At 47.8% G+C, this 14,615-nt stretch carries 10 protein-coding genes and 1 riboswitch; of the genes, 9 read left to right on the top strand and 1 reads right to left on the bottom strand.

What is annotated here, in order from left to right; all coding sequences use genetic code 11:
• The first annotated feature begins 239 nt into the window (after positions 1 to 239).
• Positions 240 to 647 carry a hypothetical protein gene (locus L5M28_RS01940; RefSeq protein ID WP_263202278.1) on the top strand — a complete coding sequence of 136 codons (408 nt, stop codon included), beginning with the start codon at positions 240 to 242 and terminating at the stop codon, positions 645 to 647.
• 123 nt (positions 648 to 770) lie between these two features.
• Positions 771 to 2,426: a P-loop ATPase, Sll1717 family gene (locus tag L5M28_RS01935; protein WP_106649635.1), complete on the top strand. Its 1,656-nt coding sequence runs from the start codon at positions 771 to 773 to the stop codon at positions 2,424 to 2,426.
• A 405-nt stretch (positions 2,427 to 2,831) separates the two neighbouring features.
• Here L5M28_RS01935 and metH read toward each other — a convergent pair whose 3' ends face one another.
• Positions 2,832 to 6,566, bottom strand: a complete 3,735-nt coding sequence (gene metH, locus L5M28_RS01930; RefSeq protein ID WP_263202276.1) for a methionine synthase — start codon at positions 6,564 to 6,566, stop codon at positions 2,832 to 2,834.
• 269 nt (positions 6,567 to 6,835) lie between these two features.
• Here metH and L5M28_RS01925 point away from each other — a divergent pair, with 269 nt between their 5' ends.
• The 7 genes from L5M28_RS01925 (at position 6,836) to L5M28_RS01895 (ending at position 14,595) form a co-directional block, all read left to right on the top strand.
• Complete coding sequence (locus L5M28_RS01925) at positions 6,836 to 7,561, top strand: histidine phosphatase family protein (RefSeq protein WP_263202274.1); 726 nt, start codon at positions 6,836 to 6,838, stop codon at positions 7,559 to 7,561.
• Positions 7,562 to 7,782: 221 nt separating this feature from the next.
• Positions 7,783 to 7,959, top strand: a riboswitch (cobalamin riboswitch).
• A gap of 99 nt (positions 7,960 to 8,058) precedes the next feature.
• Complete coding sequence (locus L5M28_RS01920; protein WP_263202273.1) at positions 8,059 to 8,934, top strand: ABC transporter ATP-binding protein; 876 nt, start codon at positions 8,059 to 8,061, stop codon at positions 8,932 to 8,934.
• The gene (locus tag L5M28_RS01915; protein WP_263202272.1) at positions 8,931 to 10,061 is read left to right on the top strand and encodes a FecCD family ABC transporter permease; all 1,131 of its coding nucleotides are present in this window, start codon (positions 8,931 to 8,933) and stop codon (positions 10,059 to 10,061) included. The genes L5M28_RS01920 and L5M28_RS01915 overlap by 4 nt, the downstream gene beginning before the upstream one ends.
• A 208-nt stretch (positions 10,062 to 10,269) precedes the next feature.
• Positions 10,270 to 11,352: a nicotinate-nucleotide--dimethylbenzimidazole phosphoribosyltransferase gene (gene cobT / locus L5M28_RS01910; protein WP_219233788.1), complete on the top strand. Its 1,083-nt coding sequence runs from the start codon at positions 10,270 to 10,272 to the stop codon at positions 11,350 to 11,352.
• 106 nt (positions 11,353 to 11,458) lie between these two features.
• Positions 11,459 to 12,247, top strand: a complete 789-nt coding sequence (locus L5M28_RS01905; protein WP_028759425.1) for an adenosylcobinamide-GDP ribazoletransferase — start codon at positions 11,459 to 11,461, stop codon at positions 12,245 to 12,247.
• On the top strand, positions 12,244 to 12,870 hold the full coding sequence (gene cobU / locus L5M28_RS01900) for a bifunctional adenosylcobinamide kinase/adenosylcobinamide-phosphate guanylyltransferase (RefSeq protein WP_173496806.1): 627 nt from the start codon (positions 12,244 to 12,246) through the stop codon (positions 12,868 to 12,870). Before L5M28_RS01905 ends, cobU begins: the two co-directional genes overlap by 4 nt.
• Before the next feature lie 105 nt (positions 12,871 to 12,975).
• Positions 12,976 to 14,595: a cobyric acid synthase gene (locus L5M28_RS01895; protein WP_263202270.1), complete on the top strand. Its 1,620-nt coding sequence runs from the start codon at positions 12,976 to 12,978 to the stop codon at positions 14,593 to 14,595.
• Positions 14,596 to 14,615: the final 20 nt, after the last annotated feature.

Here is a 14,615-nt window from a genome sequence, read left to right as displayed (position 1 = left end):
GTCCCTGCAACTGCGAAAGCTAGCTCGCCATCCATGGCGAGACTCACGCAATTTGCTTATTCGCCCTGCGGCAACTCCGAGGGGAAATGTATTCTGCGGCTACTGTGTTCGCTTAGTGTTTGGTGTGATTAAAGTTTTGATACTGGGCTGCATAGGTGCAGTCAGCAACATCTTAATGTTGCTCGGATTTTAACGGCATAAATCGCATTTTTATCGGTAATGGACTTTGGAAGTTAGGGATGAAATCAGTTTTACAAATTACGTTAGGGATCTTGTTAGCGGGATTGGTCACTTTATTAGTGCGAATTGGCTATTTGAGTTATGTCGAATACCGCCTGACACAAGGGCTTAATGAGTTTGCTATGCAACAAAAGCAAACGGAACTAGCTCGCCAGCAGGCTGCGAAAGATCGCCAGCTTGCTGAGTATCAGATTCAGCAAGAGTTACAGCAAAATGCGGCTGAAAAATCCAGACTAGCCAAGCAAAACGAGGCCGCTCGATTACGCAAAGCCGAAGCATGGCGCAAGTATTATCTTGTCCCCGAAGACTGTAAAAACTTTAAGTCCGACGAACACATGGTCAACTGCATCAACCACAAAGCCGATGCAAAAGCAGAATTTGATAGGGTATATAATCCATATAACTAAAGTTAGCGAAATCGATTAATTAATATCAATTTTTTAATTGTATTTAAAAGGTATTTTTGGATCTTTTTCTATTTGATTGCACTTGTTATTAGTGTGATTTTTTGAAGAGTAGGAGGGGTTGTCTTGAATGAAATAATTATTAAAAAAGGCGTAAAGCTCGGCCAGTTAGATGCTGAATCTGATGCTAGCTTATTAGATGCTTGTTTTGTTGATAATGGTCAGTTAAGTGATCTGCTTGATGTCGAGCGAACTGAATCTATTCTTGTCGGTAGAACAGGGGCTGGGAAAAGTGCTTTTATATATCATATTTCTCAATCTGTAGAGTACTCAGTGCTTCTTGATCCTCACTCTATATCCGTACAATTTGTTGAGCATTCAGATATAATACAGTTCTTTAATAAACTAGGTATAAAACTAGATTTGTTTTATCGGATGCTTTGGCGACATATTCTAATTGTTGAGCTATTAAAGTTAAGATATGACCTTAGAAGTCAGGATGCAAGTGCAACATTTTTTAGACGACTATATGAGTCAGTTAGTAGAGACCAAACTAAACAACGGGCTTTAAATTATTTTAGAGAGTGGGGTGATAAATTTTGGTTAGAAACAAGTGAACATCTTCGGGAGATTACAAATAAACTTAGTACTGACTTAAAATCAGGGCTAGGAACTAAATTCTCCACGCTGAATATATCATTGGAAGGTGCTAAGCATTTATCTGATGAAGTTAAGGTAGAGGTGAAAACACTAGCGACTCAAGTTATAAATCAAATTCAGGTTCAAAAACTTAATGAAGTTTTTGAATTGTTGTCAGACTATGCATTTAATGATAAACAAAAGAAATTCTACATCTTAATAGATAAGCTTGATGAAGATTGGGCTAGTACAGAAACGCGCTGTAGGCTTATCAGGGCATTGATTGAGGAAACTAAATCATTTAGGAATATTCCACAGGTTAAGATAATTACAGCTCTTCGAGTAGATTTGTTAAATGTAGTATTTAATAAAACACGAGATTCAGGTTTTCAGCAAGACAAGTACGAGTCATATATTGTAAAAATAAATTGGACGGAGCACGATCTTAAAAGTTTACTTGAAAGAAGATTGAGAGAGGTATATAGAAGGCAGTATACTTCAAGTACAGTAGAGTTTAATGATGTATTTCCCTCGCCTAAACATAATGTCGATGCATTGTCTTATATTTTTCAACGGACATTGATGCGACCTCGAGATGTTATACAGTTTGCCAATGAGTGTTTTGTTGCTGCGTTAGATACTCCTAGGATTTCATGGAGATCAATTTATGTTGCAGAATCAAGTTACTCGGTTAAGAGGCTTGACTCTTTAAAGGAAGAGTGGCATGAAATTTTTCCAAATCTAGAGGTTTCCGTTGAAATTTTAAGAGGAATTACGTCACCATTTACGCGCAACGTATTATCCAGTGATAAACTTGAAGCTGTAGCCTCTGAATTGGCTGTTAGTTCTGAAGAATTAAGTATAGACCCGTGTACTGTGGTAGCCAGAAAAATGTATGAGGTAGGGCAGAGTGTTGATGTTTCTGATTTTATGTATGAGTCACTTCTTTGTTTTTATCAAGTTGGAATTATTGGTGCGAAAATAAGTACGTTGGATAGTTTTAGTTGGTCTTATAAAGATCAGCCTAAATTAACAAGAGGGGAAATAAAGCGTACGAACCAAATGGCAGTTCATAAAATGGTTTCTCATGCATTAGAAGTTTCTGAAAAAGAGATATTATCTATTTCTAAAAGAAGTAAATAGATAGATGGGACGGGCATAACTCTTTCAATGCAATATGCTAACTCTAATCCCACAGAAGTTCACCGATCCCCTGCGAAGTTGCTGAAGAGCGTTGAAGAAAATAGCGTGACGCAGACAGGACGTCTGCGTAGCTTTCGGGGGGAAGGGACGCCCCATCGGAAGCGTTAGCGATTTTCGAATAAGCACGAAGCCACTAATCAATGCATGTAACTTCGCTAGGGTCGTCTTGGAGCATCCAAGGAGGATAGGACGAGCAGTCCTCCTTGGTCGGGTGTGGGGTGAAGCCCCACGACTTTGATTTTAATTTTCTAAAGTAAAAAATAAGGGGCGATAACTCGCCCCTTAACTTTGCCCATTTATAAAGTTGCCTAAATTCAGTTTGGGCAAATTACTGAGTAAACATGATTACTCGGGATCATAGTCAAGTACTGGCGCCAGCCACTTCTCCGTTTCCGCAATGCTCATCCCTTTACGCTTCGCATAATCTTCCACTTGATCGCGGCCGATGTTACTCACACCAAAGTAGCGGGATTTCGGGTGGGCGAAATACCAGCCCGATACTGCCGCTGTGGGGAACATGGCGTAGCTTTCGGTGATGTTCAAGTCGATAGTCTCATCGGGCTTGAGCAAGTCCCATAACAAGCCTTTTTCTGTGTGGTCTGGGCAAGCTGGGTAGCCCGGTGCGGGGCGTATGCCTTTGTATTTCTCGCGGATTAAGGCTTCGTTGCTTAACTGCTCGTCGGCCGCATAACCCCAAAACTCTTTACGTACCCGCTCGTGCATCCGCTCGGCAAAGGCTTCGGCTAAACGGTCGGCTAAGCATTTGAGCATGATGGCGTTGTAGTCGTCGTGGTTTGCTTCAAAACGCGCCACATGTTCGTCTATGCCGTGGCCTGTGGTCACCGCAAAGCCGCCCATGTAATCGGCGACGCCTGAGTCTTTTGGTGCGACAAAATCGGATAGACAGAAGTTGTCGTTACCGACACGCTCAAGCTGCATCCGCAGGTGATGTGTGGTCATTTCGACTGTGGTGCGTGACTCATCGGTATAGAGTTCAATGTCGTCGTAATTGACGGTATTGGCAGGGAATAAGCCGATAACCGCTTTTGCCGTGAGCCACTTTTCTTCGATGATTTGTTTGAGCATGGCCTGACCATCGGCGAACAGCTTTTGCGCCTCGACGCCGACGACTTTATCGGTAAGGATTTCAGGGTAATGGCCGTGCAATTCCCACGAGCGGAAAAACGGTGTCCAGTCGATACGCTCGACTAAGTCTTCTAACGGATAATTATCAAATACTTGGCGACCGAGCACGTTTGGCGTGAACGGGGTGTAGTTGGCCCAATCGTGTTGGCAGCGGTTTTCACGGGCCGCTTCGAGTGACACTATCTCTTTGCGCTTGGCTTGGGATAAACGCTTAGTACGCATGTCGTCGTATTCAGCATAGGTTTCGTCTATGGTCGCTTGGCGTGTTTCGTTGTTGATGAGCTTACTCACCATAGGCACGGCGCGGGACGCATCGGCGATATAAATGGCGCCATGGGGATAATGGGGCGCAATCTTCACCGCTGTGTGGATTTTAGAGCAAGTGGCGCCGCCGATAATCGCCGGAATGGTTAAACCTTCGCGGTGGAAGGTTTTCACGTTATGCACCATCTCGTCCAGACTCGGCGTGATGAGGCCCGACATACCGATGATATCGATATTGTGTTCTTTCACGGCGTCGAGAATTCTCTCCACCGACACCATCACGCCTAAATCGAATACCTCAAAACCGTTACAGGCGAGCACCACGCCGACGATATTTTTGCCGATATCGTGCACGTCGCCTTTTACCGTCACCATCAAAATCTTGCCGTTAGATTGGCCTTCGACCTTTTCCAGCTCGATATAGGGGTTTAAGTAAGCCACGGCTTTTTTCATCACCCGCGCCGATTTCACCACCTGCGGCAGGAACATCTTGCCCGAGCCGAATAAATCGCCGACCACGTTCATGCCATCCATCAAGGCGCCTTCAATCACATCCAGCGGACGTTTCGCTTCTTGGCGAGCGGCTTCGGTATCTTCATCGATAAATTCGGTAATGCCTTTGACGAGCGCATGGGATAAGCGTTGGCTCACCGGCCAGCTGCGCCATTCTAAATCTTCTTTCTTACCCACCTGCGCGCCATCACCGCGGAATTTCTCTGCGATTTCAAGTAACTGCTCGGTATTACTTGAGCCTTCAACTGGGCAGGGCAAGTTAAGCACCACGTTTTCGACCCGCACTTTAAGCTCAGGATCGATATCGTCGTAAATGGCTAACTGACCCGCGTTGACAATGCCCATGTCCATGCCGACTTTGATGGCGTGGTACAGGAAAACGGCGTGAATCGCTTCGCGCACTGGGTTGTTACCGCGGAACGAGAACGACACGTTCGATACGCCGCCCGAAATCATCGCGTGGGGCAGGGTGGCTTTAATCGCTTTAATGGCATCAATAAAATCGACGGCATAGTTGTCGTGTTCATCGATACCGGTGGCGATGGCGAAGATATTTGGGTCGAAGATGATGTCTTCGGGCGGAAAGCCGACCTTATCGACCAGTACGCGATAGGCGCGGGTACAGATTTCGATTTTACGTGCCTTAGTATCGGCCTGACCTTGCTCGTCGAATGCCATGATAATGGCCGCCGCGCCGTAGCGTTTCACCAGTGTTGCTTGCTCGATAAACTTGGCTTCGCCTTCTTTAAGGGAAATCGAGTTAACTATGCCCTTGCCTTGAATACATTTGAGGCCAGCTTCGATCACTTCCCATTTAGAGGAGTCGATCATAATAGGTACGCGGCTGATGTCGGGCTCAGAGGCAATCAAGTTTAAAAACTTGTGCATGATCTCGGCGCCATCGAGCATGCCTTCGTCCATGTTGATGTCGATGATTTGCGCGCCGCTTTCGACCTGCTCGCGGGCGACATCGAGCGCCTGCTCAAACTTGCCTTCTTTGATCAATTTTAAAAACTTGGCCGAACCTGTAACGTTGGTGCGCTCACCCACGTTAACGAACAGGGATTGGGCGTCGATAGTCAGTGGTTCCAAACCTGCCAAGCGGCAAGCTACCGGAATGTCCGGCAAAATACGTGGATCGTGACGGCTCACCGCTTCGCGGATCACGCGGATATGTTCAGGCGTACTACCACAACAACCCCCGATAATATTAAGCATGCCTTCGCGCGCCCAATCTTCGATCACGTTCGCCATGTCCTCTGGGGTTTCATCGTAACCGCCAAACTCGTTCGGTAGGCCAGCATTCGGATGCGCCGACACATAACACTCACTGATGCGGGATAATTCTTCGACGTACGGGCGTAATTCTTTTGGCCCAAGTGCACAGTTAAGACCGATAGATAAGGGCTTGATATGGCGAAGGGAATTGTAAAAGGCTTCGGTCGTTTGGCCAGTCAGTGTACGGCCAGAGGCATCGGTAATGGTGCCCGAAATCATGATTGGCAATCTGTCTTTAGAATGCTGACCAAATAAGTCATCAAATACCGATTCAATCGCAAACAGTGCGGCCTTGGCATTTAAGGTATCGAATATGGTCTCGACCATAATGATATCCGCGCCGCCTTCAATCAGTGCCTTAGTGGATTCTCGGTAAGCGCTCACTAACTCATCGAAGCTGACGTTGCGATAACCAGGGTCGTTCACATCAGGGCTAATCGAACAAGTACGGTTAGTGGGGCCTAACACACCGGCGACGTAGCGTGGAATGCCTGTGGCAGCAAACACTTCATCACAGGCTTCACGGGCGAGGCGGGCGCCGGCTAAGTTAATTTCGGCGGACAGCGACTGCATGTCGTAATCGGCCATGGCGATGGTGGTGGCGTTAAAGGTGTTGGTTTCAATGATGTCGGCACCGGCGTTTAAGTAGTCGGTGTGAATTTGTTTGATGATGTGGGGTTGCGACAACACCAATAAATCGTTGTTACCTTTGACATCCGTGTGCCAATCTTTAAAGCGTTCGCCGCGATAGTCCTCTTCTTCCAGCTTGTAGCCTTGGATCATAGTGCCCATGGCACCGTCTAAGATCAGAATGCGCTCTGCAAGCTGTTTGCGTATGTCTGCCAATATCTGGCCGGCTTTGGTAGAGGGTATCGTCATAAATAATTACCTTAAATACAGCTAAGTTAAGTCCAAAAATCGGCCATTGTTATGCTAAGTGCATTTTATTGTCGTCAGCCGACATTTTTTGAATACTTGTTCTTAAAAATTTGTTTTGGACATTTAAACGTATAGACGTCCATAATACGCGACTTATGATTGTCAGGGCAAGATGAAAGTCAAAGGCATTAGGAGCGAGAATCGAGAATCAAGAATTTAGGCCCTCGGCTTGAGTTCCTAGCATCTAGTCCCTAACTAAAAAGGCATATATGAAACAAGTTCGGTTGTTATTGTTGCGCCACGGTGAGTGTGAAGGCGGCGCTATTTTGCGGGGTCGTGTGGATGTGCCTTTGAGTAAAAAGGGTTGGCAACAAATGTCGGCAGCAGTTGAGTCACAGGCCAGCGTGTGTAGCGCGATTTATAGCTCGACCTCACGCCGCTGCGCCGAATTTGCCCAAGCCTTTGCCGCCGAATTGCATTCGACGGCGGCGCTGGTATCTGAGTCAAGGCCATTGCAGGCGCAGCTTTTATCGGGTTTACAAGAAATCGACTTTGGTGATTGGGACGGTCGTCGGCTCGATGAACTGTATCAACAAGCGGGCGAACACTTAGCGGCGTATTGGCAAAATCCTTGGCAAACTCCGCCGCCCAATGGGGAAACTATGGCAAGTTTCGAGTCGCGGGTGAATGGGACGATTGACCAGATACTCGCCGCCGAGTTTGAACGATTGACCCTTGACTCACATAAAATGGGTAATGAAAACAGTGCCATTAATGAAACCACTGACAATATGCCAGCCACTCAAGTGTGGGTCGTGAGCCACGGCGGGGTGATCCGTCACTTAATGGCGCGTGCCCTAGGGGTTGAACGGGCGGTGGGGTTTTATAGTCAACTCGATTTACCCGTGGCGGCCGTGGTGAGCATTAATGTGCTGCAAGATGAACTGGGTGCCTGCTATTGGCGTTTAGCTTGGCCGAGTGGGCGCAGGTGTTGAGGCCTTATTTCACGACCTAGGAGTTATGGTGTAGGCGTGATTGTTTGGCGAGAATAAGCTGACATGAAAATATTCTGATTTAAACAGCATTGCCTAATAGGATAGATGTAGGATAATGCTTTTCCCTGACGTTTGAACGAGATAGCGTATTACATGCGCAATGAGTGATAACGTCGCAGAAATAGGTGTTGGGAATAGACTCTCTTTGTTCGAATCGCTCCGTTGTTTTTATTCACAGTGGCGTTGTTAACAAAGAGCATATCAACCCAAATATAATAGGGAATCGGGGAGCTGCTCGTCAGTCAGCCCGAACTGTGCCCGCAACTGTGAGTAGTGAAAAAGATCTCGAATCTTCTTCCCTACGAGTCAGGAGACCTGCCTATTTCTGTTATCGCTGCGTGCAGCCTTAGTTCTCGAGCGGGTGACTCGAGGGAGCAGATGACAATGTGCACAACCTTTTTTTATACAGGTTTGGACTCGATAGGAGCGCCGCTTAGGTGAAACTTTCCGCAATCCAAACTAATAGCCCCGTGAAGGACACTAACCCATCATTGAGCCCGTCAGTCGCGCTTAATGTGAGCCAGTTGAGCTGGTGTATCGATGGCAAAACCATTCTTTCCGATATTAACTTTACGCTGCCAACGGGGCAGATGCTGGGGCTGATTGGCCCTAACGGTGCGGGCAAGTCTAGCTTGCTGCGCTGTTTGTATCGGTTTGTTCGCCCAACTCAGGGCAAAATTATCCTTTTTGATCAAGATATTGAGCGCTTGTCGCCCAAGGCGTTTGCCTGTCGCGTCGCCGTAGTACAGCAGGATACACCGCACTATTTTGACCTCACCACAGAGCAATTGGTCAGCATGGGCTTAACGCCCCACAAGGGCATGTTCGATACCAATTCGAGCTGTGATATTGAGCGTATTGCTAAGGCTTTAGAGAAAGTCGGCTTGAGCCATAAGATGCACCAACAATATGAGCACTTATCTGGCGGTGAAAAGCAACGCGCCTTGATTGCCCGCGCCATAGTACAGCAGCCGCAGCTTTTAATCCTCGATGAGCCAACGAATCACCTCGATGTGCGCTATCAAATTCAAATCCTCGAATTGGTGCGTAGTCTTGGGATTAGCGTGATTGCCTCTATTCATGATCTTAATTTAGCCAGTGCCCTGTGCGACAGTTTGTTGTTGATCCATAACGGGGAAGTCAGCGCTATGGGGACGCCAACCGAAGTATTAACCGAGGCGCGAATTGGCGATGTGTTTGGCGTGTGTGCTCAGGTATCGCCCCATCCACAACATAAAAAGCCCTTAATCAGCTATTTTTATGGTTATCACCATGTAGATCATGGCCTGAACGAGCGAGGCGAAGGTGGATGATTCAGGGGAGTAAACAATATTTCATCTCATATTTGGGGCGTATCGTGACACCGTTGACGAGACAACAACTGATGCTGGTCGCATTAGGCATAATCACTTTGATAACCCCCATTGCCGCCACAAGTTTTGGCGCGGCGAACATCAGTTTTATCGATGTTATCCAAGTGTTTATCAATAAAATTACCAACCTCACTCAAACCAATGGCATGACAGAACGCATCGTGATGGAGCTCAGGCTGCCGCGCATTTTGCTGGCCTTTGTGGCGGGGGCGGGTTTGTCCTTGGCGGGCAGTGTGCTGCAAACCGTGACCCGCAATCCGCTCGCCGATCCCTATTTGTTTGGCATTAGCTCTGGCGCGTCCTTTGGTGCTGTGGTGATGTTGACCTTATTCACGGGCTCTGGATTTTTTGATAATGCGGGCATGGCGGCACATTCTGGGCTTTTTAGCGGTTCGGGTGCCTTGTCTGGATTACTTTGGTTTAGCTTACCCTTGGGCGCTTTTATTGGCGCGAGTTTGTCGGTGCTAATAGTGCTGGCTTTGTCTGGGCTTGGGCTCAATAGCCAAGTGGAGCGCATGTTGCTCTCTGGTGTGGCGACCTCCTTTATGTTCGGCGCATTAACGAGTCTGCTGCTGTATTTCGCCAGTCCGCAGGCGACAGCCTCTGTGCTGTTTTGGAGTTTAGGCAGTTTCGCTAAGGCCAGTTGGTCCTTGTTAGTACTGCCAACACTGGTGATTGGTGCGAGTTTATTCATTATTTTAGGCATGAAACGGCAGATCATGGCGTTGCAGGCGGGGGATGAAACGGCGCATACCTTAGGGGTGAATGTGCCTAAGCTGCGGCTCAATATGTTGCTGCTCTGCTCCTTGATTACCGCTATTTTGGTGGCTACCTGCGGCGGTATCGGTTTTGTCGGGTTAATGATCCCCCATACAGTACGCATGCTGTTTCCCGGTCGTCAGCCGATTTTATTAACGGCGCTGGTGGGCGGCTTATTTATGGTGTGGATTGATGTATTAGCGCGCTGTTTATTGGGGAATCAAGAGTTGCCCGTGGGCATTATCACGGCCGCCATTGGTAGCATGTTCTTTTTGCTGATTTTGCGTAAGCGTAGAGTCATGCCGTAAATACAAGGTCATGCCGTAGGCACCTAGTCAGGATGTAAACCCAGAGTTAAGTCGTCATCCTAGAGTCATGTCGTAAGTGCAGGCTGGCGGGATAATCAGTATTTCTGTTGATATCCCACCCGCGATTGGAAATGCACAATTGGACATGTTCGTCATAGACGCGGGATGCGTTGTGGTTATTTAATGTAGATTACAAAGTGGAGTGTGGATGTCTCAGTCAGCCGTGTCTTTTCAAATAAGCCCTGTGAGTAAAGCGCAGGATCTGGTGATTCTGCAGAAAATTGATCTTAAGACTAAGCCGCCCGGTGCCTTAGGTCAGCTCGAATCCTTAGCCTTGCAGATTGCCCGCGTGCAAGCGACTGATTTGCAACAAACGGAGCAGCCACAAACGGATGTGCTCAAAATAGTCCATCCAACCATGTTAGTGTTTGCGGGGGATCATGGCATTGCCGCAGAAGGCGTGTCGATTGCCCCTAGCGAAGTGACTCACCAAATGGTGCAAAACTTTGCCCATGGCGGCGCGGCGATTAACGTTTTTTGTCGGCAGGTGGGCTTTAAGCTCGAAGTGATCGATTGCGGTATGTTAACGCCAGTTGAAGGAGTTGAAGGTATTATCGATCAACGTCTTGGTGCTGGAACGGGTGCAATCCATTTAGAGCCAGCAATGGCGCTTGAAACCGTCGATAAAGGCTTTGCTATGGCGCGCGATTTGATTGAGCGTCACCATCAAGCGGGTTGTAACTTAGTCGCCTTTGGTGAAATGGGCATAGGCAATACCTCCTCTGCTGCGGCCATTATGGCGGCGATTATGCAGCTGGATGTGATTGATTGTGTCGGCCGTGGTACGGGCATTAATAGTGAAACCTTAGAACGTAAATTGATGCTGATTGAGCTCGCGTTATTGCTGCATCAAAGCGCCTTAACTGGGCCTAAGTCAGTGTTAGCTTGCCTAGGAGGTTTTGAAATTGTGCAGATGACGGGGGCTATGTTAGCCGCCGCTGAACGTAAAATGCTGGTGGTCGTGGACGGTTTTATCGCGACAGCGGCGGCATTAGTCGCGGTGCAAATCGCCCCCAATGTGCGTGATTATTTGATTTTTGCCCATCAATCCGATGAGCAAGGTCATCTGCGAATGTTAGAATTTTTGCAGGCTAAACCTTTATTATCCCTAGGGCTGAGATTAGGCGAAGGTACGGGTGCGGCCTTGGCATTGCCGCTTATTCAAGCCTCAGTAAATTTTTACAATCAAATGGCGAGTTTTAGTGATGCGGGGATTGAGGCTGTTGTATGATGTGCTCTGCTAAGTCGCTTATTTTACTTATTTAAAATAATAGCTTTTTAGCCAACCGTTTTAATTTTAAACCTTGCAGCAAGTGTGAATTCACTAAGGATGCTTTATGTCAGAACGCGAAAGCTGGCACAAAGAGATAGATTTATTTTTAGTTGCCATGGGCTATTTTACCCGCATTCCTATGCCTAAGTGGGTCGAAGTCGATAGCGATAAGTTGAATAAGGCCAGCCGTTATTTCGGTCTCGTCGGTCTTCTGGTCGGTTTGTTAAGCGCCATAGTGTTTTGGCTGACGCAGAACTGGCTCCCCGCTGGCGTTTCTGTTCTTTTAGCTATGTTGGTTGGCGTCTTGCTCACGGGCGGATTCCATGAGGATGGCCTCGCCGATACCTTCGACGGTTTTGGCGGGGGTTGGACGGCTGAAGACAAGCTGCGGATCATGAAAGACTCGCGCCTTGGCAGTTATGGCGCACTGGCACTGATGTTGGCCCTGCTGCTGAAATGGCAGTTGTTAGTCGAGTTGGCCCTGTACGATCCTGTCGTGGCGGGTTCTGCACTTATCGTCGCGCATACTGTGAGCCGTGTGGTATCAGCCAGTATCATCTTTAGTGAAAAATATGTCCGCGATGACGAGACCAGTAAGTCTAAGCCGCTATCGCAACATCAAGGCATTAATGAGCTGCTTATCCTGATCGCCAGCGGCGTATTAGTGCTGTTATTCCTCAAGGGGTTAGCGGCATTGTCATTGCTATTGGTGATGATAGGACTGCGCCGGTTGATCATAGTGATCTTTAGACGCCAGATTGGCGGTTACACGGGTGATACCTTAGGCGCGGCGCAGCAAATATCTGAAATCGTGTGTTATTTTGTATTGCTCGTTGTGGGTAACATACTGTGATCCACCTCGTCCTAGGCGGCGCCCGTAGCGGTAAGAGTCGTTACGGCGAAGCCTTAGTGCGTCAGTACACTGCGCTTGGCTTCGATGCTTGCTATGTGGCGACGGCGCAGGCGCTAGATGATGAAATGGCGACACGTATCGCCAAGCATCAAGCGGGACGATCGGACGATGGTATCGAATGGCAATTGTTTGAAGAGTCGCTCGCCCTCACTGCACTGCTAAAACGGTTAGCAAAACCTGGGCGAGTGATTTTAGTAGACTGTTTAACCCTTTGGCTAACGAATCAATTACTTGCATCGAACGTTAACATCGATGATGAACCCGCGCCGACTGAGTGGAATGCGACTGACTTTGCCGTTTCCACCTTTGGCAATTCAACCTCTGACGATAAAGCTTATGCGAGTTGGCAGGCCGAGAAAACCGCTTTTGTGGATTCCCTTGTCGAGCTTGAGGGAGTGGTGATTTTGATCAGTAACGAAGTCGGTTCTGGCATAGTGCCCTTAGGTGAGTTGAGCCGACAATTTGTCGATGAAGCAGGCTGGTTAAATCAAGCCGTGGCGACCTTAGCGGACAATGTCACCTTAGTGGTCGCCGGTTTACCCTTAGCATTGAAACCACTTTAGACTTTGGGCTCAGTCCACGTTTTAAGCTTAAGTTGCATACTTAAGTGATTTTTAGACTGAGCTGTTATGTTAATGACTGCAAACTAGAATAAGCCTTTTAAACCTATGTCCTCTCCAAACACAGACAACACAGCCTGTGCTAATGCACTCGATACCGCTGACACACCTGTAGTTAATACGCTTGCGGTTAATTCACCTCGGCGCGCGGCAGTCTTGATGGTGCAGGGCACTACATCGGATGCGGGCAAGAGCACCTTAGTCGCAGGCATTTGTCGTTTGCTCGCTCGTCAGGGGATTAAGGTTGCGCCCTTTAAGCCGCAAAATATGGCGCTCAATAGCGCTGTCACTATTGATGGCGGCGAGATTGGCCGCGCACAGGCCTTGCAAGCCGTGGCCTGTTATCTTGAGCCCCATACCGATTTTAATCCCATACTGCTTAAACCAAGCTCGGACACGGGCGCGCAAATTATCGTTCATGGCAAAGCCCTGACAACACTCGAAGCCTCGGCCTTTTTTGGGCCTAAATCTAAGGATTATAAGGCAATGGCGCTTGGCGCTGTGCTGGAATCCTTCGAGCGATTGACGGCCCAGTATCAAACCATAGTGGTGGAAGGCGCGGGTAGTCCAGCGGAGATCAATCTGCGTGAAGGTGATATTGCCAACATGGGATTTGCCGAAGCTGTGGATTGCCCTGTGATTATCATTGCCGATATCGATAAAGGTGGCGTATTTGCCCATTTGGTCGGGACCTTGGCCTTGTTATCAGAATCCGAACAGGCGCGGGTAAAGGGCTTTGTGATCAACCGTTTCCGTGGTGATATTAGCCTGTTGCAATCAGGGCTCGATTGGCTTGAAGCTTATACTCAAAAACCTGTTTTAGGCGTGTTGCCTTATCTGCATGATTTACATCTCGATGCCGAAGATGCGCTGATAAGCTCGCCGACTAAAGGTGCTAACAGCCGCTTAAAAGTGCGGGTATTAGTGTACCCAAGGATCAGTAATCACACGGATTTTGATCCGCTGCGGCTGCATCCCGATATCGATTTTGACTATGTATCATTACAAACTCAAGCCGCGAGTCACGCCACTCATTTGCCCGCTGCCGATGTATTGATCTTACCCGGCAGTAAGAATGTGCGCGCCGATTTGGCCTTTTTACGCCAGCAAGGTTGGGATAAAGATATTGCCACTCACCTGCGTTACGGCGGCAAAGTGCTCGGCATTTGCGGCGGCTATCAAATGTTAGGCCAAAGCATTGCCGATCCCTTAGGCATTGAAGACAGTGCGGGTGATACCGCTGGACTTGGCTACCTGCCGCTGAGCACAGAACTCAAAGCCGAAAAACAGTTACGACGAGTGAGCGGTGAGCTAACGTTACTTGGGCAAAAGGTTGCTGTGAAGGGCTATGAAATCCACTGCGGTGAATCAAGCTATCTTATCCCTAGGCTTGAACAAACGAATACGCCCTTGCAGTTAATCCCTGAATCCACATCTGTGAGCTTTGCCGATGGCCTGCAAAGTGATGACGGGCAAATCCTTGGCACTTATTTACATGGGCTGTTTGATAGTCCAGATGCGTGTCAGTTGATTTTGCGCTGGGCGGGATTAAACGATGCTAAGGCGATAGATATCAATCAAATACGTGAGCAGCAACTCGATCGTTTAGCCGATGTGTTAGCCGAGCATTTAGACATGCAAAAATTACAGCCAATTTTAGAAGCATAAGTTTTAGAAACATAAGTTTT

Origin of the sequence: Shewanella sp. SW32, from assembly GCF_025653365.1 — a bacterium.
In the GTDB taxonomy this organism is placed as follows: Bacteria; Pseudomonadota; Gammaproteobacteria; order Enterobacterales; family Shewanellaceae; genus Shewanella; species Shewanella oncorhynchi.
This window is presented reverse-complemented; position numbering and strand designations above follow the sequence as displayed.

Coding starts and splice junctions, on each gene's coding strand:
- L5M28_RS01940 (WP_263202278.1), top strand. CDS start 240: ATGAAATCAGTTTTACAAATTACGTTAGGGATCTTGTTAGCGGGATTG.
- metH (WP_263202276.1), bottom strand. CDS start 6,566: ATGACGATACCCTCTACCAAAGCCGGCCAGATATTGGCAGACATACGC.
- L5M28_RS01925 (WP_263202274.1), top strand. CDS start 6,836: ATGAAACAAGTTCGGTTGTTATTGTTGCGCCACGGTGAGTGTGAAGGC.
- L5M28_RS01915 (WP_263202272.1), top strand. CDS start 8,931: ATGATTCAGGGGAGTAAACAATATTTCATCTCATATTTGGGGCGTATC.
- cobT (WP_219233788.1), top strand. CDS start 10,270: ATGTCTCAGTCAGCCGTGTCTTTTCAAATAAGCCCTGTGAGTAAAGCG.
- L5M28_RS01905 (WP_028759425.1), top strand. CDS start 11,459: ATGTCAGAACGCGAAAGCTGGCACAAAGAGATAGATTTATTTTTAGTT.
- L5M28_RS01895 (WP_263202270.1), top strand. CDS start 12,976: ATGTCCTCTCCAAACACAGACAACACAGCCTGTGCTAATGCACTCGAT.